The 23,319-nt window shown below is 62.4% G+C and carries 21 protein-coding genes and 1 pseudogene; 9 read left to right on the top strand and 13 right to left on the bottom strand.

Annotated features, from left to right (window positions below):
• Window positions 1–45: 45 nt before the first annotated feature.
• The 5 genes from AC5RUQ_RS13815 to AC5RUQ_RS13795 all read right to left on the bottom strand — a co-directional run bounded on the left by AC5RUQ_RS13815 (window position 46) and on the right by AC5RUQ_RS13795 (window position 6,349).
• The gene (locus AC5RUQ_RS13815; protein WP_493947906.1) at window positions 46–1,551 is read right to left on the bottom strand and encodes a glycoside hydrolase family 32 protein; all 1,506 of its coding nucleotides are present in this window, start codon (window positions 1,549–1,551) and stop codon (window positions 46–48) included.
• Between the two features lie 123 nt (window positions 1,552–1,674).
• Window positions 1,675–3,282, bottom strand: a complete 1,608-nt coding sequence (locus AC5RUQ_RS13810) for an ABC transporter substrate-binding protein (RefSeq protein WP_493947905.1) — start codon at window positions 3,280–3,282, stop codon at window positions 1,675–1,677.
• 85 nt (window positions 3,283–3,367) lie between these two features.
• Complete coding sequence (locus AC5RUQ_RS13805) at window positions 3,368–4,327, bottom strand: carbohydrate ABC transporter permease (protein ID WP_493947904.1); 960 nt, start codon at window positions 4,325–4,327, stop codon at window positions 3,368–3,370.
• A 7-nt stretch (window positions 4,328–4,334) separates the two neighbouring features.
• Window positions 4,335–5,309 (bottom strand): ABC transporter permease, encoded by a 975-nt coding sequence (locus tag AC5RUQ_RS13800; RefSeq protein WP_493947903.1) that lies wholly within the window; start codon window positions 5,307–5,309, stop codon window positions 4,335–4,337.
• Window positions 5,306–6,349, bottom strand: a complete 1,044-nt coding sequence (locus tag AC5RUQ_RS13795) for a LacI family DNA-binding transcriptional regulator (RefSeq protein WP_493947902.1) — start codon at window positions 6,347–6,349, stop codon at window positions 5,306–5,308. The genes AC5RUQ_RS13800 and AC5RUQ_RS13795 overlap by 4 nt, the downstream gene beginning before the upstream one ends.
• 171 nt (window positions 6,350–6,520) lie before the next feature.
• Here AC5RUQ_RS13795 and AC5RUQ_RS13790 point away from each other — a divergent pair, with 171 nt between their 5' ends.
• A complete protein-coding gene (locus AC5RUQ_RS13790; protein WP_493947901.1) occupies window positions 6,521–7,612 on the top strand; it encodes an SDR family oxidoreductase in 1,092 nt (363 codons plus the stop codon).
• A gap of 118 nt (window positions 7,613–7,730) precedes the next feature.
• Here the strand turns inward: AC5RUQ_RS13790 and AC5RUQ_RS13785 are convergent, their stop codons facing one another.
• Together AC5RUQ_RS13785 and AC5RUQ_RS13780 are read right to left on the bottom strand one after the other, a co-directional pair.
• Window positions 7,731–8,918 carry a rhamnogalacturonan acetylesterase gene (locus tag AC5RUQ_RS13785; RefSeq protein WP_493947900.1) on the bottom strand — a complete coding sequence of 396 codons (1,188 nt, stop codon included), beginning with the start codon at window positions 8,916–8,918 and terminating at the stop codon, window positions 7,731–7,733.
• Window positions 8,919–9,166: 248 nt separating this feature from the next.
• Window positions 9,167–10,096, bottom strand: coding sequence for an aldo/keto reductase (locus tag AC5RUQ_RS13780; RefSeq protein ID WP_493947899.1), 930 nt, complete (start codon window positions 10,094–10,096; stop codon window positions 9,167–9,169).
• A 338-nt stretch (window positions 10,097–10,434) separates the two neighbouring features.
• Between AC5RUQ_RS13780 and AC5RUQ_RS13775 the strand changes: the two are divergent.
• A pseudogene (locus AC5RUQ_RS13775) lies at window positions 10,435–10,516 on the top strand (YkvA family protein); the annotation flags it as partial.
• 192 nt (window positions 10,517–10,708) lie between these two features.
• Window positions 10,709–10,897 carry a hypothetical protein gene (locus tag AC5RUQ_RS13770; protein WP_493947898.1) on the top strand — a complete coding sequence of 63 codons (189 nt, stop codon included), beginning with the start codon at window positions 10,709–10,711 and terminating at the stop codon, window positions 10,895–10,897.
• A gap of 684 nt (window positions 10,898–11,581) precedes the next feature.
• Here AC5RUQ_RS13770 and AC5RUQ_RS13765 read toward each other — a convergent pair.
• The 4 genes from AC5RUQ_RS13765 to AC5RUQ_RS13750 form a co-directional block, all read right to left on the bottom strand.
• Window positions 11,582–11,758 carry a CsbD family protein gene (locus AC5RUQ_RS13765; protein WP_163165952.1) on the bottom strand — a complete coding sequence of 59 codons (177 nt, stop codon included), beginning with the start codon at window positions 11,756–11,758 and terminating at the stop codon, window positions 11,582–11,584.
• A gap of 94 nt (window positions 11,759–11,852) precedes the next feature.
• Window positions 11,853–13,718 carry a glycoside hydrolase family 15 protein gene (locus AC5RUQ_RS13760; protein WP_493947897.1) on the bottom strand — a complete coding sequence of 622 codons (1,866 nt, stop codon included), beginning with the start codon at window positions 13,716–13,718 and terminating at the stop codon, window positions 11,853–11,855.
• Window positions 13,715–14,191 carry a hypothetical protein gene (locus AC5RUQ_RS13755; protein WP_493947896.1) on the bottom strand — a complete coding sequence of 159 codons (477 nt, stop codon included), beginning with the start codon at window positions 14,189–14,191 and terminating at the stop codon, window positions 13,715–13,717. The genes AC5RUQ_RS13760 and AC5RUQ_RS13755 overlap by 4 nt, the downstream gene beginning before the upstream one ends.
• Window positions 14,192–14,383: 192 nt before the next feature.
• A complete protein-coding gene (locus AC5RUQ_RS13750; protein WP_493947895.1) occupies window positions 14,384–15,370 on the bottom strand; it encodes an aldo/keto reductase in 987 nt (328 codons plus the stop codon).
• A gap of 442 nt (window positions 15,371–15,812) precedes the next feature.
• On the opposite strand from AC5RUQ_RS13750, the gene AC5RUQ_RS13745 reads away from it, so the two are divergent.
• Window positions 15,813–16,430 (top strand): T6SS immunity protein Tdi1 domain-containing protein, encoded by a 618-nt coding sequence (locus AC5RUQ_RS13745; protein ID WP_493947894.1) that lies wholly within the window; start codon window positions 15,813–15,815, stop codon window positions 16,428–16,430.
• A 179-nt stretch (window positions 16,431–16,609) separates the two neighbouring features.
• Here the strand turns inward: AC5RUQ_RS13745 and AC5RUQ_RS13740 are convergent, their stop codons facing one another.
• Window positions 16,610–17,194, bottom strand: a complete 585-nt coding sequence (locus AC5RUQ_RS13740) for an SMI1/KNR4 family protein (RefSeq protein WP_493947893.1) — start codon at window positions 17,192–17,194, stop codon at window positions 16,610–16,612.
• Between the two features lie 127 nt (window positions 17,195–17,321).
• On the opposite strand from AC5RUQ_RS13740, the gene AC5RUQ_RS13735 reads away from it, so the two are divergent.
• A complete protein-coding gene (locus AC5RUQ_RS13735; protein ID WP_493947892.1) occupies window positions 17,322–18,023 on the top strand; it encodes a hypothetical protein in 702 nt (233 codons plus the stop codon).
• 683 nt (window positions 18,024–18,706) lie between these two features.
• Here AC5RUQ_RS13735 and AC5RUQ_RS13730 read toward each other — a convergent pair.
• A complete protein-coding gene (locus AC5RUQ_RS13730; protein WP_493947891.1) occupies window positions 18,707–19,342 on the bottom strand; it encodes a hypothetical protein in 636 nt (211 codons plus the stop codon).
• A 182-nt stretch (window positions 19,343–19,524) separates the two neighbouring features.
• Between AC5RUQ_RS13730 and AC5RUQ_RS13725 the strand changes: the two genes are divergently transcribed.
• The 4 genes from AC5RUQ_RS13725 (at window position 19,525) to AC5RUQ_RS13710 (ending at window position 23,275) form a co-directional block, all read left to right on the top strand.
• A complete protein-coding gene (locus AC5RUQ_RS13725; protein ID WP_493947890.1) occupies window positions 19,525–19,956 on the top strand; it encodes a DUF6228 family protein in 432 nt (143 codons plus the stop codon).
• 804 nt (window positions 19,957–20,760) lie between these two features.
• Window positions 20,761–21,108: a hypothetical protein gene (locus tag AC5RUQ_RS13720; protein WP_493947889.1), complete on the top strand. Its 348-nt coding sequence runs from the start codon at window positions 20,761–20,763 to the stop codon at window positions 21,106–21,108.
• 513 nt (window positions 21,109–21,621) lie between these two features.
• Window positions 21,622–22,521, top strand: a complete 900-nt coding sequence (locus AC5RUQ_RS13715) for a tetratricopeptide repeat protein (RefSeq protein ID WP_493947888.1) — start codon at window positions 21,622–21,624, stop codon at window positions 22,519–22,521.
• Window positions 22,522–22,813: 292 nt separating this feature from the next.
• Window positions 22,814–23,275 carry a hypothetical protein gene (locus AC5RUQ_RS13710; RefSeq protein WP_493947887.1) on the top strand — a complete coding sequence of 154 codons (462 nt, stop codon included), beginning with the start codon at window positions 22,814–22,816 and terminating at the stop codon, window positions 23,273–23,275.
• The last annotated feature ends 44 nt before the right edge of the window (window positions 23,276–23,319 follow it).

Raw genomic sequence — 23,319 nt, 5'->3', positions numbered from 1 at the left:
TTGCCGTTGCTGTGCATGTTTGTTTTTCCTGGCTTGGGTGCTGACCTACGCGAGCTGCGTGACCTGAAGGCTGGTGACGGTTGCCGTCCCGCCGGCGGCGTAGACGGAGAGGTCAGTGCTGGCCTCGGCCGGGAAGATCAGTTCGGTCATGGTGACTTCGCCGTCCTGGGCGAAGACTTCCACAGAGCAGCGGTCCACGAAGATCGTGAGCTGGTAGGAGCCCGAGGTTGCCCGGAGCGGGGCGGTGTCGAGGGAGGGGAAGGATCCGTGGAAGTCTGTGATCCCGGATTCCCGCCGGTCCACGAACAGTTTGGCTTCGCCGGGACGGACGCCGACACGGGTTCCGGTGAGGCCGTCGCCACGCAGGATGAGCCCGAATTCCGCTGCGCTTCCGGGCGTGAAGGTGACGTCGATGCGCTGGACCGTTCCGGCCGCACCGGCCAGAACCTGCACGCCGTCATGAATAGTGGTTTCAGTAAGGCAGAACGGGTCCGGGCCGGCCAGGGCAGCCCAATCGCCCGCGGGCTGCTGGACCAGGCACAGGTCGCCGTCGCGTGTCTGGAGTGAAATTTCACGGGCGAGGCTCATGGGGCTGCGCCAGGGTGTGGTGGGGATGTGGTTGGCGTATTCCCAGTTGTTCATCCAGGCGATCATGAGGCGGCGGTTGTCCGGGGCGTCGCTGAAGGAGACGGCGGCGTAGTAATCCCGGCCCCAGTCCAGCCACCGGTAGTCGCCCAGCCGGTCCGGGTCCTGGAGGCCTTCGGTCACGGTGCTGGCGGAGGTGAAGGTGGTGCCGTCGAACTCGCCAATGAAGTATTGTCCGGCTGAGCCGTTGTTGGGCCCGCCGGGGTTGAGGTTGACGGTAAGGACCCACATGAGGTTTTCCGGGTCGCCGTCCACCGGCAACTGGAAAAGGTCGGGGCATTCCCAGACGCCGCCGGTGGCGTTCGCGGGGCCGAAGGTGCTCAGCAGTTCCCAGTCCTTCAGGTCGTCGGATTTGTAAAGCACCACCTGGAAGTCTTGGGCTTCGACGGCGACCATCACCCAGTAGCTGCCCGCGTCGCCGTCGTACCGGATGACTTTGGGGTCGCGGAACTCGGCGGAGCCACGGCTCAGCACCGGGTTGTCAGTGTGTTTTGTCCACGTGTAACCCCCGTCCAGGCTGTACGCCAAGGACTGGGCCTGGACCCCCTCATGCCCCGAGCCCGGCTTAAAGGCGCTGGTGTAGATGGCCACGAGCGGTGCAGTTGACTCGGTGCCGAAACCGCTGGTGTTGCGCCGGTCATGGACGATGCTGCCGGAGAAGATGTCCTCGTTCTCGTCGCAGGCGATGGCGACGGCGTGTTCCGTCCAGGTCAGCAGGTCGGTGGAGGTCGCGTGCCCCCAGGACATATTTCCCCAGACGTTTCCCAGCGGGTTGTTCTGGTAGTAAAGGTGGTAGACGCCGTCATGGAAAATCAGGCCGTTGGGGTCATTGAGCCAAGTGTTCCGGGCTGCGTAGTGCAGAACCGGCCGGAAGGTCTCGGCTGTCGTGGCGGTCGCGGCAGTCATGAAGGTGGCGTCTCATTTCTTGGCAGGTGTGGTCGCTGCGGGTCCCGTGGGAGTGCCGGCAGTGGGATGAGCGGGGCGGGTGGGGCCGGCGCGGACAGCGCCGGCCCCACCCGTTTTTTGGTGTTAGGAGTTCTTTTTGTAGCGGTCGTAGGCCTGCTGGTAGACCTCGATCATCTTGTCGACGCCGACGTTCTTGAGCTGGGAGACGTAGCCGTCCCATTCCTGCTCAATTCCTCCGGAGACGATCCACTTGGCCATGTTCTGCTTCACCAGGGACGTGACATCGGTCTGGATGGTGCTGATCTGCTGGAGTTCCTCGTTGGACAGGGCCACCGGGGGGTAGCCGTCGTTGCCGGCGAAGGGCTTGTAGAGCTCGTTGACGGTTTTCTGCCGTTCAGCGGCGCGCGGTTCAGGGGCGACCACCGTCGTGAAGTTCTCAGCGGTGTTTGCCTTCGGGCCGCCGGGAGCGACCTTTTGGCGGCGTTCACCTTCGCTGGTTCCGGCCGCGGCTGGGATCTGGGTCAGCAGGCCGCTGGCGTCCTTTTGCAGGGTCTCGCCGATCGGTCCCCAGTTGGCCTGTGCGGACTGGATGGGGTCGTAGAGGTTGTCGGCCCAGCGCATGGTGGCCGCCGGGTATTTGTTGTTCCGGGTAATGGCGAAGGCGCCGCGGGCGATTTCCTGGTTGTTGGCCTGGCTGGCGATCCGCTTGCCGTCCACGCCTTCCAGCACGGGGACCAGGGCATAGTCGGCGGCCCGGTCCGCGCCGACCATTTCGGGGATTTCCCACCAGACAAAGGAGCCGAGGTTTTCGGTGGCGGCCTTGCCCTTTGCCAGGTACGCCTTGTCGTCCTGTGAGAAGGACTCGGGGTCAATCAGGCCTTCCTGGTACCACTCGTGCAGGGTCTGGATTGCCTTTTTGTAGCCGTCCTGAGTGGCGGTGAAGATGACTTTGTCGTCCTGGACAATGCGGTGGTCCATGTTGTCCGGCATGCCGCCGAGGGCAGCGATCAGGTCCACGATGTCCCCGCACCAGGATCCGGGCATAAAGCTCAGCGGGATGGTCTTGCCGGTCCCGGACGCGTCCTGGGTCTTGAACGCCAGCAAAGCATCGTGGAACTCGTCCACGGTCTTCGGCATCGGGATGTTGAGTTTTTTCAGCCAGGAGGTGTTGATGGCGAGTTCGTGGGGGAACTGGACCAGGCCGAGTTCTTCGATGGAGGGCAGCGAGTAGATGTGCCCGTCCGAGGAGGTGATGGCTGCCTTGATGTCAGGCCGTTCGGAGAGCAGCTTGGAGAGGTTGGGGGCGTTCTTTTCGATCAGGCCCTCAAGCGGGATGAGGGTGCCACTGGCGGAGTACGTGGCGATCTCGGCGTCGGTCAGGCCGGTGTTGAAGAACGCGTCGGGCAGGTCACCGCTGGCCAGGATGAGGTTCTTCTTTTCCTGGAAGACCGTCTCGGGCAGGTTCTCCCAGTTGACGTGGATGTTGGTGGCCTTTTCCCATTCCTGCACCACGGTCATGGTGTTGTAGTCCGGGGCCAGTGCGGTTTTGGTACCGGAGAAGGTCAGGTCAAGTTTCTTGCTCACGATCGGGAAGCCTGTTTCCTGGAAACCGAAGTCAGCGGAGGCGTCTTTGATCTCCGTGGTGCCCGAGCCGCCGCCGGAGCAGGCGGTGAACGTCAATGTTCCGGCCAGGACGGCGCCGAGGACGGCGTATTTGCGGCTGAATGCCATGGTCATTCCTTATCTGAGGTGGAGTTGTTCCGAGGTGGGAAGTGCTGTTGCTGCCCGGTGGCGGTTGCCGGGGCGGTGGTAGGAGCTATTTGACGGCGCCGATCATGGCGCCCTTGGTGAAGTGCTTCTGCATGAATGGCAGGGCAATCATGAGGGGCAGGCTCGAGACGACGATCATGGCGTACTTGGTGAGCTCTGCGACCCGTTGCGCTGCGGCATAGGATTCGATGTCTCCGCCGGTGGTTCCGGTGGACGAGACGTCTGACTGGATGAGGATGTTGCGCAGCACGAGCTGCAGCGGGTATTTGGTGTCGTCGTTGAGGAAAATCAGGGCGTCGAAGAACGAGTTCCAGTGCGCCACCACGTGGATCATGATCATGAGCATGATCAGTGGTTTGGACAGGGGCAGCACCATCTTGAAGAAGAACTTGAAGTCAGTTGCCCCGTCCATCTGGGCGGCTTCGCGCAGCTCGTTCGGGATGGTGTGTTCGAAGAACGACCTTGCGATGATCAGGTTCCAGACACCTACGGCTCCGGGCAGGACAACTGCCCAGACGGTGTCGAGCATGCCCAAGTCGCGGACCACCAGGTACTTGGTGATCAGGCCGCCGTCGAAGAACATGGTGATGACGAACAGGAGCATCAGGAATTTCCGGCCCGGCATGTCTTTGCGGGACAGGGCGTAGGCGCCGCAGAGGATGGTGCTGACGCTGACGGCGGTGCCGAGCACTGTGTAGACAACGGTGTTGCCCAGGCCGTTCCAGATCCTGCTGTCGGCGAAGATCCGCTCGTACCCTTCGGTGGTGATGCCCGAGGGGAGGAGCCAGACCTTTCCTTCGTAGACAGCGTTCGGGTCGCTGATGGAGGCGATCACGATGAAGTACAGCGGATACACCACGGCCAGGATGGACAGCACGAGGACGGCTGTGGCGGCGATGCCGAAGGCGCGGTCGCCGTACCTGGCCCGCAGTGATTGCTTGGGGCGGGCCGGGCTGACAGTCCGGTTTGGGGTATCGGTAGTGTGGGGGTTAGTTGTCAGGGACATATCGGCATCACCACAGGGTCGCTTGGTTGGCCCGGCGTGCAATCGTGTTGAAAACGAGCAGCAGCGCCAGGTTGAGGAGGGAGTTGAAGAGGCCGATAGCGGCCGAGTAGCTGAACTGCGCCTGCTGCAGGCCCGCGTGGTAGACGTACGTCTGGATGATTTCCGAGGATGAGATGTTCAGCGGCGTCTGCATCAGCAGCGCCTTCTCAAAACCGACGTTGAGCAGGTTGCCGATGGCCAGGATGAACAGGATGGTCACCACCGGCATGATGCCGGGCAGGTCGATGTGCCGGATGCGCTGAAGCTTGGAGGCGCCGTCCACCTTGGCGGCGTCATGCAAGGCAGGATCGATGGCTGCCAGGGCCGCCAGGTAAACAATCATCGAGAAGCCGGCGTTCTGCCACACATCCGAGATCACGTACACGGGACGGAACCACTCTGCGGAGCCCATAAAGAAGACGGGCTCCCCGCCGGCAAGCTGGATGGCGTTGTTCACCAACCCGGACCGGGGTGAGAGAAGGACGAACATGATGCCCACCACCACAACGGTGGAGATGAACGCGGGCGAGTAGAGCACGGTCTGGGTGAACTTCTTGAACCTCTCGCTTTGAAGCTGGTTGACCAGCAGCGCGAGGATGATCGGAATGGGGAAGGCCACCAGCAGGCCGAGGATGGCGATCCACAGCGTGTTTCCGACCACCTGGCCGAACTGGTAGGAGTTAACAAACCTGATGAAGTGGGTCAGGCCCACCCAGGGGCTGCCCGTGAAGCCGTCCACCGGGTTGTAGTTCTTGAACGCTATTTGCACGCCGTACATCGGCCAGTACTTGAAGACCAGGATGTAGATGACGGCCGGAGCTAGTAATACGTATAACTGCCAGGCACGGGAAATTCTCTTGAGGCGGAGCGAAAGAGAATTTTTCCGCTGCGGCAGCGGTGCCGCAGCTGGACCGCCGCGTCGGGCCGGGATGGTGCGGCTCATGGCGTCTCCTTAGGATGGGTCACTGAGTTCCGTTCGATCAGAGGGCAGTCCATGAGCTCGACCCGGCCATCGGGTTCGGCATCCTGGAGGATCAGTTCAACCGCGCGCCGGCCCATGGCGACGAACGGCAATTCAAAGGTAGTCAGGCCCGGCCGCAGGAACGGCGCCAACGTCGCCTGATTATCGAAGCCCACAATGGACACGTCCCCGGGGATTGAAAGGCGCAGGTCAGACACCGCCTGGTAGGCGCCCCAGGCGCCGCGGTCGTTGGCGCAGAAAATCGCGGTGGGCGGGTTGCTGGAGGTCAACAGTTCCATCGCGTACTTGTAGCCGTCTTCTTCGCCGCCACTGCCGAAGCGGACCAGGTCCGGATCCAGTTCCAGTCCGGCTTCCTCGAGTGCTTTCCGGTAGCCCTCGTAGCGTCCGACGGCGGCCGGGAGTCCGCTTTCGAGGCTCTCAATATTGACCAGCGCGATCCGGGAATGCCCGGCTTGGAGCAGCCGTTGGGTGGCTGAATATCCGCCCGTGACTTCGTCAGGAGCGACACTCGCAACCCTTCCGGCCCGATCCTGTGAATTCAGCACCACGGACCGGACGCCGGTCAGGGCCTCCGGAACATCCAGGCGGCGGTGGTACATGCCGGCGTAAACCACTCCTGCAACCCTGTAGGAGAGCATTGTGTCCAGGGACGCAGCCTCAAGCTCCTTGTCCCCGCCCGTGTTGACCGTCAGCAGGAGAAGTCCGTCTTCCCACGCCCGCTGCTGTGCGCCTTCAATGATGGCGCCGGCAAAAGGAGTGGTCGCAACGGTGTCGCCGATGAAGCCGATCATCCCGGCGACGCCTTCGCGGAGTGTCTTCGCGTGGGCGTTGGTGCGGTAGCCCAGCCGGTTCACTGCGTCCCGGACCTTCCGGCGGGTATCCTCGGAGAACCGCGATCCTGAAGCCGAGTTCAGTACCAGGGATACGGTGGCCTGCGAGACGCCGGCGGCAGCAGCGACGTCGTGCATTGTCGGTCCTGACTTTGGCCGTGAACCAGCCATGGGCACCTCCTCGGGCCGCTAGTAATTCGGGCAGTTATTCGTATAACTGGGTCAACTGTAGCGGGCGTCACGTTGGAGCGTCAATAGGCAGTGGATGACGGCGTGCAGGAATATCTCCCTTGGACGCGGGCTTGTCCCCAATGGCAGGAGCAGCGCACCACGAGGAGGACCATGACTATCAGCACAGGAACAACAGCGGGCACGGGGCGGACGGCTCTCGTGGTGGGAGCCACCGGCATCGCAGGATCTGCCCTGGTGGACACCTTGGCAGGCGAAGGGTGGGACGTCCTTGCCCTGTCCCGCAGGCCCGGCACGGAGCGCGCCGGGGTCCGGTGGCTGTCCGCAGACCTGACCTCGGCTGCATCCCTTGCCGGCGTGCTGGGCCCGGAGAATCCCTCACACGTCTTTTTCACAGCGTGGTCGCGGCGCGACACGGAAGAGGAGAACATCACCGTCAATGCCGGCATGGTCCGCGACCTGCTCGCCGCACTCCGCGGCAAGGACGTGGCCCACGTTGCCCTGATGACCGGCCTCAAGCATTACCTCGGACCCTTCGAGTCATACGCAGCCGGGGAGATGGCGGATACGCCCTTCCACGAGGAGGAGCCGCGACTGCCGGTGCCGAACTTTTACTACGCACAGGAGGATGAGCTCTGGGCAGCGGCGGCCGCGCAGGGCTTCACCTGGTCCGTGCACCGTGCCCACACCGTGATTGGGCATGCGGTGGGCAACGCCATGAACATGGGCCTTACGCTCGCCGCCCAGGCCACCCTTTGCAGGGAGCGCGGGGAGCCTTTTGTCTTTCCGGGTTCCGAAACGCAGTGGAACGGCCTGACCGATATGACTGAGGCTGGCCTGCTCGCCGAGCACATGCTCTGGGCATCCACTACGCCCCAGGCCGAGAATGAGGCCTTCAATATCGTCAACGGCGACGTGTTCCGCTGGCGCTGGATGTGGCCGAAGCTTGCTGCCTATTTCGGCGTGGAGTGGGAGGGATACGAGGGGCAGCCCCGGCCCCTCGAGCAGTCCATGGCGGGGCGGGAGGACCAGTGGAGGGAACTTGCCCGGCGCCATAACCTCAGCGAGCCGGAGCTGGACCGGGTCGCCTCCTGGTGGCACACCGACGGTGACCTGGGGCGCAACATCGAGGTAGTAACAGACATGGGCAAGAGCCGGGACGCCGGGTTTACCGGCTACCGCCGGACCCTTGATGCCTTCATCGCGCTTTTCGAGCGCTACCGGGCGGACAACCTCATTCCCTGACTGGGGCGCTCGCCGGGGGCGGTGGCAGGCGCCGCTGCCCGGCCCCAGGGCAGAAGGATTGAAATCACGACGGCGGGATGCGGCTCCGGGCCGCGTCCCGCCGTCGCTTCCTGCTCGGTTAGAGGCCCTGGCGTGCCAGGTCCTCCGCCACGAGCCGTGCCAGTTCAATGGCGCCGGCCCGGTTGGGGTGCAGGGTGTCGCCGGTCATGAACAGGGCCAGCGTCGCCTCCGGACCAATCTCCGTAAAGTAGGCGGACGCCAGGACATTCAGGTCAACCAGAGGGATGCCCTCCTCCTGTGCCAGGGCAACAGTGGAGTTGCGGTACCAGCGGTTTACTGAGGAATGGACGCCGTCCACGAAGTCCGTTGCCCGGCCCTGCGGCGTGACCAGGACGGGCGTCGCTCCGGTGGCCGCAACCTGCCGGATCATGTCCCGCATAAGCTCCTTGAACTCCGTCTCGGTGGTGGCGTTTTTGGCAGCAGTGTCGTTGATGCCCATCTCCAGCAGGAACAGGTCGCCCGGCTTGATGTACTGCAGGATGGCTTCCAGCTGGCCGTCATTGCGGAAGCCGCGGGCGATCTGTCCGCCGGTTGCCATGTTCCGGACGTCGAAGGCTTCCGGGTCAATAAACTGCAGGAGCATCTGGCCCCAGCCGCCCTGCACGCTGGTCTCCAGCGGGTAGTAGCTGGCAACTGTGGAATCCCCGCCCACCCAGATGGTCGGGTCCATCTCCGGATGGCGGGACACCTTTTCGATTTCCAGTGCGCTCAGCGTGAAGGCCGTGCCAACCTTGCCTTCGGTAACCAGCAGGTTCAACTGGCCATCAGTTACGGGAAGCTCGAAGGAAGCCGTGGCGCCGTTTCCGGTCAGGTTCATTTCCTGGAAGACGCCCTCGGCCGCAATGCTCGCGCGGGAGGTGTCGCCGAGGGTGACGGACACCTTGTACAGGCCTTCCTTCAAGTCCACATCAAAGGTGTTGGCGCTCTTGGTCCCGAACTGCAGGAAGCGGACGGCGTCGCTCCCTGCCCCGGTTCCCTTGGCGGGGACGTTGGCCATGTGCTCGGGGGTGTTGAAGCCGTAACGCTTCTCGGGGTTGTACGCGTCGGTGGCGTTGACCCCGATGTACCCCTGTTCAACCGCTCCGCTGCCGAAATCAAAGAGGTAGTTGCTGGGCTCAGCGTGTGCGGCAGGTGCGGACAAGCTGACTCCTGCACCGCTCACCAAGGCCGCGGCTGCGAGGCAGCAGGCAACGGTTTTTCTGGTGGGTTGGCGGGACGTGTTGCGCAGGCTCGGACTTTCGGTCACGTTCATCTCCTTCGATGACGGGTGGAACGGGGACCACGGCGTCGTGTTCTTGTATCGATTCAAAAATGGCCGGCAAGGACGGCTTGATTCGAATGGGGCTCGCCGGGGAGAAATTTGAGGTACCGGCGTTACAGCATTTGTAACAGTCCACAACCTAACTGGTCAAGCGATTTTGGGCGATTTCTGTTCTCTTTTGTTCCGCAATGTAGCAGATGGATCTCTCAGGACTGGCTGGCGGAAGGGCCCCGCTAGCCCAGTTCCCCGGTTCCAGCTGCGGCAATGGGCAGGATCCTGTCCCAGAAATCCGCGGGAATGTCCGTGCTGGCCAGCTGCAGCGTTTCCTGGACGCGGTCGGGTTCGGACATGCCCACGATGGTGGAGCTGACCCGGGGGTCGCGGGTGGAGAACTGCAGGGCAGCGGCCGCCAGCGGCACGGAATACTCGGCACAGAGCGCCTCCATCTTCCGGACCCGCTCGATGATCGCCGGACTTGCCGGGCGGTAGCAGTAGTTGGGCGCGGCGTCGGGCCCTTTCACGAGCATGCCACCGCCAAAAGGTGCCGCATTGATGAACGCCACCCCGCGTGCCATCGCGTCCTGGATCAGGGGCTCGGCGGTCTGGTCCACCAGGGTGTAACGGTTGTGGCTGATGACGACGTCGAACAGGTCCGTGGCCAGGTACTTCAGCTCCAGGTCAATCGGCCCGCCCGCCACGCCCAGATGCCCGATGACGCCCTGGTCCCGCAAATCAACCAGCGCCTCCAGCGGCCCGCCCTCCCTGGTGCCTTCCTCGAAGGTGATCTTTTCCGGATCGTGCAGGTAGACCAGCTGCAGCCGGTCCATGCCGAGCCGCTCGAGGCTTTCCTCCACCGAGCGGCGGACGCGGTCCCCGGAGAAGTCATTGGTCCCGCTGATGGGGTCCACCTTGGTGGCCACAACGAAGCCCTCCGGGAGGCCGCCGGCCTCGGCAAGGGCCTGCCCGATCCGCTTCTCGCTGTTGCCGCCGTCGCCGTACTCGTTGGCGGTGTCGATGAAGTTGAAGGGACTTTCCAGGACGCGGCGGATGGTTGCGACGGCGGTGTCCGTCCCCCGCGGAGCAGGGTGGCTGCCCAAGGAGCTGGTGCCGACACAGATGGCTGAGACGGAGAGGCCGGTACGGCCCAGAACGCGGTAATCCATTGCTTGCTCCTCAGGGGTGGGTTTCCCCGAAAGGCTACCCCGATCTTGAGCCGGAGCAACTGGAGTACGCTCGTCCAGGAGCCGGCCCCTCACCCGGCGCACGAGGCAGGGAGGTGCGGATGACCTGGGAGACCGTCGCCGGAATTGCGGCCGGATTGCTGCTCGCGTACGCCGTGCTGCTCCTCCTTCTGTGGTGGTACGCCCGCCGCCATCCCGAGACTGTCACCATGAAGGACGCGCTGCGGCTGCTGCCGGACCTGCTCCGGCTCATCAGGAGGCTGGCCGCGGACCGGACCCTCGCCGTCGGGGTGCGGGTGCGGCTGGTACTGCTGCTTGCCTACCTGCTCTCGCCCATTGACCTGGTGCCGGACTTCATCCCGGTGATCGGCTACGCGGATGATGCGGTCATTGTGGCCCTAGTGCTGCGGTCGGTGCTCAAGCGGGCCGGGCCCGAGGCCCTGGAAAGGCACTGGCCCGGAAGCCGGCCCGGGCTGGACGCCATCCTGAAAGCGGCGGCTCCGGTCCGCCGTCGGCCCTAAATTCTTTCGCTTTGTCCGCTCCTTTCTCGCTGGGGGCTGTTAGCGTGGAGGCCCGGCCACTGAAGGAGGAGCAATGACCATCAACTCACCAGATTCACTGCCCGACGACGAGCTGCAGGAAGGCGGCACGGCCAGCAAGGGCAAGGACGACGGCGGCGTTCCCGGCGGCGAGGACGGCGTCGGCATCGGTGCGGATGCGGAGCCGAACACCTTCGAACCAGAAGAGGACCCGGAGGCGACCGGCGGGCCGGAAACGGACTGAAGCCCGGCGGCTTGTTGTCGCCACGCCGGCTCAAAGTTCAATCAAGATTCGCTTCAAACGGCCCAACCCGGCTTTCCGGTAGTTACCAGCCGGTAGATTTTAGGTGCTTCCAACTTTTCCCCCAAAGCGGAAGCACAACGGAAGCCCCTGCGCTGGAGCATGACTCGCGCAGGGGCTTCCCATCACCTGATGACGGGACCGCTCGTGTTTGATGTCTGTATATCCAGCGTGGAAGAGTGCCGGCGCTGGGTCATTTACAACGCAGTCCGGGTTTTTTGACGTGAAGCTGCGAGGGGCGCGGTTGGTGAGGCGCGACCTGTCCGGTGCTGTGCTGCGCTCCCGGTGGGCCCGCTGTCGACTAACCGCTACAAATTGAGTGGGGCCGGCGACGGCTGGGGGAGGTGCCCGCGGTCTCAGACGGACACCAACGTCGCCGGCCCCAGCCTGGTCCCCGGCAAATTGCCGGGAAATCTAGGGGCTGAGAGCCAGTAGCGGGAGTTGCTTTCCCCGCTGATGAAAAGACTAAATGGCGGGAGCCGCGTGGACACGAGTAGTCAGTACTCGTTAACGGCAACGACTCCACTTAGGAGAAAGATGGCCGGACGGAGCCTGGGGAGGTTGCTGGGCCCACAGCAAAGAAGGGCGCCGCTCCGGTTGGAGCGGCGCCCTTCCCATCACGGGAAATCAGTCTTTTTTGAATGCGTCTTTGACTTTTTCTCCGGCCTGCTTCAGGTCGCCTTTGGCCTGGTCGCCCTGGCCTTCGGCCCTCAGGCTCTCGTCGCCCGTAGCTTCTCCGGCAGCTTCCTTGCCCTTGCCGCCCAGCTTCTCGGCTGCGTTACCGATCTTGTCGTCCAAACCCATGGTGATTCTCCCTTCGGTCGGAATCCGCCCGCATCGCGGTGACGGACTTACGCCACCATCCTAGCCCGGCGGTTTGCGGCGGGATCCTCGGGGCCTAAAGAAAACTTTGGCTTGGGCAGGGGTGGTCGCGAAGGGCGAGTGCGGCCTGGACCAGCGCGGAGTGTGTGAGGGCCTGGGGGAAGTTTCCCAGGAGGATGCCGGAGGATGGGTCCATCTCCTCGCTGAAGAGTCCCAGCGGGGAGCCCCTGTGCAGGAGGGCCTCAAACCAGGCGGTGGCTTCGTGGTGTTGGCCGGTCATTGCCAGCGCTTGAACCAGCCAGAAGGAGCAGGGCAGGAACGCTCCCTCGGTCCCGGGAAGGCCGTCCTGGCCGGGCGGATAGCGGTAGAGCAACGGGAATCCGGCGGACAGTTCCGTGCGGACGGCATCGATTGTTCCCGCCAGGCGGGCCGAGCCAGGTTCTTCCAGGCCTGTGAGCGGCAGGACCAGGAGGGCTGCGTCCAGGTCATGGGAGCCGTACGTGCGGGTGTACGAATTCCTGGAAGCGTTGTAACCGTTCGTTCGCACCTGGGCGGCGATCTGGCTGCGGGCGGATTCCCAGCGGAGCCGGCGCCGCGTGCTGAGCCGGTGGGTCGCCGCGATGCGAAGGGCCCGGTCCAGCGCGAGCCAGGCCATGACTTTGGAATGGACGTGCTGGGCTGCATCACCGCGGATCTCCCAAATGCCGGCGTCGGGTTCCTGCCAGTTGGCGGCGACCAGATCGGCGAATCCGCGCATGGCCCGCCACGCTTCGGACGTCAGCCTGTGGCGGTTTTCCACGAATGCCCAGGCTGCGTCCAGGACCCAGCCGTAGCCGTCCAGCTGGTGCTGGCCTGCCGCGAGGTTGCCGGTCCGCACCGGGCTGCTTCCGGCATAACCGGGCCACTCGGAGAGGTTCCGTTCTGCCGGGACGTGTCCTCCGGTCAGGGTGAGAAGGGCGGGAAGGTGCGGCCGTTCAAGGCGGCTGGCATGCAGGAGCCAGCCGAGGAAGTCCTCTGCCTCCTGCCTTTTACCCGCCCGGAGGAAGGCGCCGACGCCGATGCTTGCGTCGCGGGGCCAGGCGTACCTGTAGTCCCAGTTGCGGATGCCTCCCGGGTGCTCAGGCAGCGAGGTGGTGGGGGCGGCCACGGGAGCTCCCGAAGGGGAGTAGGTGAGGAGCCGAAGCGTCAGCAAGCTGCGCACCACGGCATCGCGGTAGGGGATGGTGGTGTCGATTTCCTCGGTCCAGGCCTGCCATTGGGCCTCGTCCCTGCTCACCAGGTCCCATGCTGCCCCGGGGTTCACGTGGATCAGCGGTTCGCCGTAGGCCAGAGCGAGGACAAGTGTGAGGGGTTTGCCCGGAACGATCTCTAACGTCAGGGGGCGCCCCGGCTCAAGATCGAGGGTGGGGCTGGTTCCCAGGGATGTTGCCGGTGGGCCCCAATTGCAGACAAGGTCTTGGCCCCGGCGCACGCGCGGGCGCCGGTGCTGTTCGCCAAGCCGCGGGTCGAAAAGCACTGTGGCACGGACCGGCGCGCCCTCCGCTGCAAGGTGCCGCATTAGGAGGGTGGTGGGCAGCAGTTCGCCGGCCACTTCCGCGATCATGGCTTCAGTCAGCGTGAGCCTGCCGTTCCCCGCCGCCCACACCGTTTCCAGGGTTGCGGTGTTCGGGCGGTACCGGCGGAAAATGACGGGGGCGGGCCCGGCCGGTCCGGCGAGGAACCGCCCGGCCTCCGGTCCTCCCAGCAAGGCACCAAAGAGGGGCTCGCCGTCGAACGCGGGAGCGCAAAGCCAGTCCACCGACCCTGCCGCGGAAACAAGCGCGGCTGTACGCGTATCACCGAGCAGGCCGTAGTCAGCGATGGGCGTGGGCGTGTGCTGCTCCCACAACGTGCCCGGCAGCTCCCCCTCCTGCGGGGCCGTGTCCCAATGATCAACGCTCATCGTGCCCCCAGAAGCAGCCCAAGCACCGCGCCGTAAATGACGTGCGCCACCACGGCAACGGCGGGGGTCTGGATGCCGTAATTAAGCCCGAGCAGGCCCGGCGGTTCCAGTACAGCGGTGGTGGCGGGCCCGGCCCTGGTGGACGCCATCCGCGGATGGACTCCGGGCAGCAGGGGCAGGATGACCGTCAGGGCCACCGCCACGTGGAGGAATCCCAGTAGCGCGCCGAGCCACCACGTTGCCTGCCCCAGGAGTGCGAAGACCGCTGCGTAACCGAGGGCGAAGCCCTGCCCAGCGCCAAGGTGGATAAAGAAGCCTGCCACCCGCGCCTTGTCCGGATCGGGCGTGGCGAGGGTCCCGAGCGCCAGCGGCAGGTCCAGCCGGGTGAGCCCGGCCATCTGGGCGGCGATCATCACTGCGGTCAGCACAGAGGTTGCCACCAGCCCGAACAGGGCCCAGCCCTGCCAGTCCATCTCAGGTCACCTGACCGTTACAGCTGGGCGCGCGAATACAACTGTGCATAATGCCCGGATTCCCACAGCGCATCGTGTACTCCTTCTAAAAGTAGATAACCTAACTTTAGAAGTCTTGTCGGGTTTAAACAAGGTATCTGTTTTTAGAAGGGGGCTCGCGGGAATTTGGTTTCGCTTACGTTGGGAACCCGCTTAGGCCGGGATCATGCCCCGCTCCTGCAGGTCCTGCCACAGCGCGTCGGGGACCTCGGTGGACATGCGTTTGGCACTTTCGCTGATCTGCTCAGGCCTGCTGGCGCCGACGGTGACGTTGACCACCGCCGGGTGGCGGAAGGGGAACTGGATGGCGGCGGTGGGAAGTTCAACATCATGTTCTTTGCAGATGGTTGCCAGCCGGCGGGCCCGGTCCAGAATCTCTGTGGGCGCCGGGGAGTAGTTGTAATGTGCGTCGGAGGGCAATTCAGGCTTGGCGAGGATGCCGGAGTTGTAGACGCCGACGCTGACAACGCAGGTGCCCAGCTCCTGGCAGCGGTCCAGCAGTCCTTCACCGGGACGGCCGTCCGAGCCCGGCTGTTCCAGCATGGTGAACCTCCCGGCCAGCATCAGGAGGTCCAGGTCCGCCGCTTCCACGCACTGCAGGGCGGCGCCGGCGGTGTTGGTGCCGACGCCGATGGCCCGGACCAGGCCTTCAGCGCGGAGCTTCTCAAGGGCCGGAAGGGCAGATTTCACGGCATCTTCCATGCTGTACACGTCGGGATCGTGCAGGTAGGCGATGTCGATGTAGGCCAGGCCCAGCCGTTCCAGCGACTGCTCGATGCTGCGCCGCACTCCTGCCTCGGAGGGATCCCATTCGCGCCGCAGTTCAGCGGGTACGTCAAAGCCTTCCGGATCCTTTATGTCCTTGGTTGCGGGTGACGGGACGAGGACCCTGCCCACCTTCGTGGAGAGGATGAAGTCTTTCCGCGGTTTCCGGGCCAAGACTTCGCCGATCCGCCGCTCGGACAGGCCGAGCCCATAGTGCGGCGCTGTATCGAAGTAGCGGATGCCGGCGTCCCAGGCCGCTTCCACCGTTGCAGCCGCCTGCTCGTCAGCAATGGCGCGGTACAGATTGCCCACTCCGGTACCGCCAAAACCAAGGCGGCCCAGCTGATCCCGTAACTGCCCGTTGTCCTCGTTCACAGCCTTGTCCCTTCGTTTACGCATCCGTGGCTCACGATGGCAGGAGCCTAGGTTGGGGCGTTGGTGCTGTCAACGGAATGGGGGAGGGCTGAGTGTTTGGTCGGCTTCTTGTCCCTGCCGCCGGGGGTGTTCATGCCGAAGATGTCAGGGTGGGGTCTTTGAGCTTCCGGAAGCATTGCTTGGAAACGGCTGTACCGGCCCTTATCTGACAACTATTTCGAGGGGTTCCTGACGTCAGGTTGGGGTGTGCTAATACGCAACACCTACGACGGCGCGCTGAGGCACGGATAAGGCACCCGTGCGTACATTCTCATCGTGCGGGGTAAACGTGCGTTGCTTCTCGTTTGGACGGCCGGCGCATGCTGCAGGCAGAACACGAGCGGTGAGGGACCGTCTAAAGGGCAGTGGCCGGCCGTCCAGCGGCATCTGCTAGAACTAGTGAATGTTTGAAAAGTTCGCTAGACAGTTCACGGCCACGTCCCAGGGTCCGACGCAGTCATTTGGGACGGCAGAAACGCAGCCAGTTCTCCAAAGGCTTTTCGATACATATGGTGGGACCACTTTCAACGAGGGTCTTTACAGGGTCCATGACTCTGTCTCGTCTGGTGAAGCCACCCAGGACGCCGCTGTTGTGTATCCCGCGCTGAAGTTTCCATGGGTATGTTTTGGATATGACTGGCTAGGGCGGCAATTCGCCCTTGACTACCACCGCGGTACAGCGGACAACCCTGAAGTAGTGATGCTCGAGCCGGGAACTGGTGAGGTCTTGGAGGTACCCGTTACTTTCGAGGATTTCCACGACTACGCCCTCCTCGAGTACCAAGATGCCTGTCTCGCACCAGAATTTTTCGGAGAATGGCAGGCCCGCGGAGGCGACACCCCCAGGATCGACCAGTGCATCGGGTACAAAACTCCGTTGTTCCTCGGCGGACTCGATGAAGTCGCCAACCTAGAACTCTCAGACCTCCACGTCTATTGGTCGATCACGGGCCAACTGATAACGGCGACCCGCAATCTTCCTTCAGGCACTCCTGTTTCAAGCTTGGGACTTACTAACTGACCTAAGTTCGATGCCCCGCGAGAATCTGCATTCGTAGGAGCTCCTGCCATAGCGCTTGGTGCTATCGCAGCGCCCGCATGAGGGATCCTCCAACGGACGCACCGGTGTCACCCCCCCAGGGCATCGTTTTTCAAGTGCAGTCCCGGGCCGCGCTGGCCTGTTGTTCCAATCGTGTCGAGTCAGTACAGAGCCCAGCCAGGGGCAGCAGGGTTCATCGTTCTCGCCATATTCACAAAAGCCTCATCGTTGGCGTCCAAGTACCCGGAGGGGTGAAGGAAGTAAATTTGCCGGTTATATGCCGCTGCAAAAGCGGAGAACATAGCAGAGATTGAAAAGTATTCGAGAGGATGCTCCATCTCGTCCAGCATGAAGTGATGAACGTGACCTTGGGTGGCTACATTGTCTGAGCAATCAACGGCATAAAAATCGCCTCCTCCATTTGCCAGCAAGGGAAGCCAGCCTTTCCTCCATCGGGGATCCGATTTGAAGGTGGCGTAGTTGATGAGCGCCTCATCAAGGTCAGGAAAGTAGAAGCCAGGCACTACGTGGATGTCATCGAGTTTTGCGCCAGGGTAGTCCAAGGTTCCGTTATGCCACTCATAAAGCGTTGTGAGACCGTCCGGAGCGGCCAAGCCGGCTGTGTTTAGTTGTCGGCAAACTTCAGATCCTGCAATGCCTCTTTGCAGTACTTTAAGTACCGGGCGCTGCATATCGGACAGATGTCTGGCGATAATCTGCAGGGACTCGTTTAGGCTCTCACTCATGGTAGGAACCTAACAGTTCAGCGACAATGCGTCCGGTGAGGGATCCATTACCGGACGCCGCATAATTGCACCTCAGCTGTCACATGGACCGGCTTCGAGAACGTCGAAGCCCGGTAGAGTGCGATTTATGACATTGGGGGATGCCACACCGAACGTAGGCCGCCGACCGTGGGCGTTCGCCGCGGTGTGCGTGATGGTCGCCTCGCTGGCGCTGCTGGTGGTTGGACTGTCCCAGGTGCCGGCGGACCAGCTGCTGCCTTGGTATGTGGCCGCTTATCTCCTGGTAGGGGCGTGTATCTTCGTCCCGACCGGGAAGCTCCCTTCGCTGCGACAGGTCGGAGGGTTCCTGCTGCCCGGCGCCCTGCTCGTCGTCCTGGCGCTGCTGAACCTAGGCTTCTGGGCCGGCGGCTGGCTGCTCGGTCTTCCGGCCTGGGGCCTCCTGCTGAGTCGATGGACGCCGGAGAGCCGGCTTCCCGTTCTGAAGGTCCTGAAGTTCTTCGGCCTGCTGGTGTTGGGCCTGGTTATCTTCATGTTTAACGGCATCTTCCCGTTCTTCAGCCTGGGCCTGTTCCTGCTGCCGATCATCCCCTTGGTTCGGCTGGCCTACCCCTACTACCGCGCCCGTCCGTTGCAAGCCGGCGTGGAGGTTCTGCTGGGGCTCGCAGTGGTCGTGGTCGCCTTCATGATCCCCACTCCGGAAGGTGCCTGGTCGTCACCCTGGGTTCACGCTGGAGGGGCCGCGACAGCGGGGCTCATGATCGCATTCTGGGCCCGCGGGCTCCCGCGCCGCTCCAAGCACATACAGGTCAACAACGGAGCCATCGTCTAGCCGCTGCCCCTGGAAATCTCACCCGACGTCCGGTAAAGGATCCCTCACCGAACGCCCCGTAAGCCGAATCTTCAACGTGTCGGCTCCTCGTTGGAGTGCAGAACGGGTGCCCTAAGTGGCCTCGTGGCCGCCACAGCCAATGCTGATCCTGCTAGTACGGAGACCGGAAGCCACCATCTCGCTGAACTCGTAAAGAATGCGGGTCCCAACAAGACAAGCGGAGGAAGGGCGACTCCTACTGCGCCCCCAATCCCTGCGGCAGTGGCCCGCAACCCGCTGGATATCTTCCTAGCAAGTGCATGCAAACCAAGGGAACAAGCAGCAGACCCGCCACCCAATAGTGCGCCGAGGCTCGCTCCCGATAGGAAGACCAATGGCACTCTGCCGACATCCAAGGGAGCTGCTCCACCTACCGGCAGCAGGTACAAGGTGACGGAAAGGGCGACGCCGACAGCGACACCGACCACAACGGTTTTGAAAAAGATCGCTGAAAGAGGCGTCGCTGAATCCCGATATGTGTTCGCCATGGTGGGAGCTTACTCCTTGGGTATTTCTGCAGAACGATAGTCCCGTTAGCCGGTGGTCCAACGCACCCTCCTGCGTTCGATGAGGGATCCTTTAGCGGACACGTTTTGTGGGCCTACGCGGGCCGGGAAGGTCCACTCCAGAACGAGGTGCATGCCTTACAGGTCTCCTAGGGCAGGATCTGCTGCTAATTCCGTGAGGGCTTCGACCGCTAGAAACTGCGGATACTGATCCTGTCTTAGCTGGTGTCGATAGTCATCAAGCCAGTAGCTAACGGTTCTTTGTCGAGTGATGCTCATGAACTCGGGGTTGGCCCGGACGAATTGTGCGTATTCATTAAGCAAGGTTGGCCGCATGGGGAGAGACGCCGTTACGAAATTAAGAATGTCGAACCCGATTTCAAGGACGTACTCACCGCAGAGCTGGATGACGAAGGGAATAGTCCAGGCCGCGTCCGACGGGAGAATCTGAGACAGTGCACGTTGGCGGACCCGCCCGTCGTGGTTCCGTGACATCCAGCAGGCAAGGATAAGTTGTTGCCTGACATTCAGGGCCTTCGTGCGTTCCTCGCTTGGCCACTTGTAGTAATGCCGATATGGGACCTGGAGGCGCTCCCCGTGGACATAGATTGCCGGGTAGAAGCTCGCGGGCTGTTGATTCGTGTCTTGTATTAGCGTGTTTGGCGTCGCATGCAGGGGTTGGCTTAGTGTCCTCATCGTCACTTCGGCATCTGCCCGCACTGAGTGAGGAAATGCAGGCAGAAAGGTGGGTTCGTCAAACAGCGGTGCGGCCATCACATGATTCAAGCACCCGGCAACTACCGTCGGGGAACGAAAGGACTGCAGTGCCTTTCCGTTCTTATGTGGACGTCGCTTGTCTGTCAGGGATCTGGGGCCAAAGGGCTTGTTCCAGTGTCCGCAAGGGCATCCGTTAACGGCAGGCGATACAGAGCGGCAGTAAATATAAGAATTGAGTCATGGACAAAGTAGAGATCGGGCACACACAGCGGCTCATTTTTGAAGACGTGAAGCGGTCATCTGTTGGCGAACTGGAAAGTATGGTCGTGTCCGTCGAGTTGCAGGACTTAGCGGCGCGTCGAGAAGTCGCCGCGTATTACGGAAACGGATTTGATGACCTTTTGAACTTCTTCAAGGACCTAGCCGACCACTGGTCAGGCTGGCGAGGCATCAAATCATACAGTTCTCTGGAGCGGGATCTGCAGCTCGAAGCGGAGCACAGGGGCAGCCACGTCGAGCTCACTTTTGATTTGCATGACCCAGAATTCCCAGGGACTTCAGGGACTTGGTGTCTCCGCGGCCAGTTGACACTGGAACCCGGAGAGGAACTCACCCGAATCAACAACGCGCTAGACCGAGTTATGGCCCGCTCCCCGAGAGGTGCCCGGTAAAGGATCGGTTTGCGGGGCGAAGCGGTTTCGTGACTCTTAGCCGTAGATTCAGCTCAGACCATGTCGCGCCGGGTTCGGCCTGGTCTGTCGAGAACGATATAGCGACGGATATGCAAATTCCTCAAAAGAGGGTTGGGGCTTCCTCATAATGAGGAAATGAAGCCCCAGTTCGAGAAGCCACGCGTCGGACTCAGGCGGCGCCCGGCCGCGTTTCTTACCGCATGTGCGCTCGGAGGAACTGTCGTACTTGCTGGCTGCAGTCCATCCATTTTTGGGGCACCTCCCTGCATGCCACCTCCTTACTCTGTGATTCCATCGAGCGCAGCAATCGGTGAGACCGTGACAGTCGCATGTCACAGACGCGGGAGGCAAGCGGATCATCAGTACAACCGCGACGATGAATGATGCTGGCGGTTTCACCTACTCTTTTCAACTGCCGGCCAACGCCACCCCTGGAGAGGCGGCCGTAGAGGCGTATCCACACGCCGTTGACTGGTGCGACGACACGGGAAAGAACAACCGCGTCTCTGCCGGGGAGAAGCCCTTCATTCGGGCATCGTGCGCAGCTCGCATCGAGCCTCTGCTAATTACGGATCCGAGATAGTTCGAGTTGTGCGATGAGGGATCCTTTACCGGGCGTCACCGCTGATAGGAACGTCTTCAACTGATAGGCCTTTATTGCAGTGGTAGCCTACAAACGGCGCAGCCCGCCCAATCGTGGATCGCATTGCAACCTGTCCTAAATTAGGCACGGCGGTCCGCGTTTACAGGTGCGGGCCGTCACATAGGGGGATGAAAAATTTAGTGACGACGCAGAACTGGCAGCAGGCCTTCGAGGAGCGCATGCGTGCTTGGAAAGCACGCCGTAGGCGCTACCACCTTATATCGACCCTTTGGTCGGTCCTTTTCATCTGTCCGGTGGTTTCCATGGGAACCTACTTCGGTGTCATCCTCGTGGATGCGGCCGGGCCACTGCTGTCGGGTGAGGTCGGATACGGGCACCCTGAATACTTTGGCAGGCAAAGCTACGTGGACACTCACAGCGTCCTGCTCGGGGCCTGCGTCCTGGCCTTCGGGCTGTTCTGCGTCTTCTACATCCCCTGGTGCTTGCGGGCGGCGCGGGACCGGAAGCCCCGCGATGCTTCTTCCTGACTGCGATGCCGGAAATCTACCGGCTTAGCGGACAGCAGGATTGGACCCTTGCGGGAGGCTATCAGGGGTAAGTGAGCGACAGAGCGCCGGAGGGAGCCGGACGCCATTTAGGATGCGGGTGTGAAGCCTCGCTTGATTCTCGTTGCTGCTCTTCTGCTGATTGTCGTAGTGGTTGCGGTAATTGTGGCTTGGGCAAGTTTCGGTGACCGCCCGGGCCCCATGGGCTCAACTGTGCTCGATCAGAGGGCAGAGCAGTTGGGGCCGGGTTCCTTGCTGTAATGCTGAAGGACTTCGAAGAAAAAAGTCTTGCCCGGTGAGGAATCCACTTACGGAGCAGCCCATCCGCAAATTCCGGCAGTGTCATCGTCGTAAGATCCAGTCCCCGGGGTAGCCGATTCCGGTCGTGCAGTTCCGTGCTGGCGTGGCGTTCGGGCAGAGCAGCGCGTGTTGCATACTGTTCGGATGATGGGACGAACTTGGGCGGGGTTTAGGAAAAAGCGGACACCTCACGAAGTGTGGTCAGAGTGGAAGGCTGCGGATGAGGCCGGAGACGCCGGCCTTGCGGCGGTGCTGGCCTCCGAGCTGTTGGAGTTGACGCCCAAGTCCTATTACAGCTGGTTTCAGGCCGGTCTGCTGTCCAAGGCCCTTGGCAATTGGCCGGAAAGTCTGGACCGCAACACGCGGGCGCTGAAACTCTTCACTCCGAAGGATGCAGAGGAGTTCAACGGAGCCAACCCTGCTGCCTGGAACCTGGGAATCGCATCAACAGCTTTGGGTGATTGGTCCAATGCCAGGGATGCGTGGGGCGCCTACGGTCTGGACAAGTTTCTGGCCGAACCCGGGCCCATCGACGTCGACTGCGGCATGGCTCCCGTCCGGCTCAATCCCGACCAGCCCAGCCTCCCGCACCAGGCCCTGTTTTCGGTCGGGAAGACTGAGGTGGTCTGGTGCTGGCGCCGGAGCCCGGCCCATGCAATCATCGCGAGCGTTCCCCTACCGGAGTCCGGCCATCGTTTCCGAGATACGGTCCTGCACGACGGCGAACCCAAAGGGACCCGACGGCTCGATGGACGGGAGGTGTCGGTCTTCGACGAGCTGGGACGTCTTGAAGAATCCGGTCTTCCTACATGGCAGGCCCAGATAGTTGGTGCGACCTCCGATGACGTCCAGGCGCTGTCGGACCTCCTCGGACAGCAGGGACTCGGGCTCGACGATTGGTCCGGGATCCGGCTGATGTGCTCGAACTGTTCGCACGGCGCACCCGAGGAGGGGCACGACCACATCCCCACCACGTCGGAGGATGCGATACAACTTGGACTCGCTGGCCACGAAGCAGATCTCGGCGGAGTTATAGACGGATGGCTGGCGGACAGACCCGGAATCGACGTGCTCAACCTCGAATTGCTCTGGTAGTCCCCACTATTCGGTCAGCCGATTCACAGAGCTCGACTCAGCTTCCGGATCTTTCGCGGCTGCGGCGGCGCGACAGCCTCTGTATGCTCCCCAGATGCGGGCGGCACAATCAGCAACGTGCGTTGAAGGATCCTTCACCGTACGTTCCACATGGCCCTGCGCCTAAACGCGGTCGCCTCAACATTGAACCGAACACCTATCCCGGTTTCATTGCGGGAATAGCTGGAACGATGCGGTATGGCAGCTTCAGCTTTTAGGCTGGGGCGACACGCAATTCTGATTGGGGACAGAAATGAAGCATGCACTTTCTTTCAGCGCTTTGACAGTAATCGGCCTTTCACTAACATCCTGCCTAGCAGCCCAAGACACGACACCGGTTGCCACAAGTTCGCCCACTGTAAAGCAAGAGCTGCCGACCGAGTTGCTTCTGAGTGAAGCCGGCAAGAAGGCTGTGGTTCATTCGGGACCGTCCTCGGCTCCGAGACAAGACGCCGAGCTCAAGGGGCGCCTCGATAACGACGGAGCCGGTTGCTTCATCCTGCGGGCGGAGGACGGTGACGATTACACCCTGGTCTTTCCAGAAGGCACTGAGTTCGACGGTGAGTCAGTCGTCTTTCCTGGCACCTCGCCTTTATCTGAGGGTGCAACCGTGTCTGTCGAGGGCGCCCGAGTTCCGGCGAACGAAAGCTTGAGCATGTGTTTGAACTACGCCCGGCTCCTATCCGTCGAAACTGCAACCGTTGTCGCGTCTTGACCTCCAAGTAACGCGCCCCTTCTACGAAATGAAGCCCCGCCCGT

This window comes from Arthrobacter sp. MDT2-3 (assembly GCF_059090465.1).
This window is presented reverse-complemented; position numbering and strand designations above follow the sequence as displayed.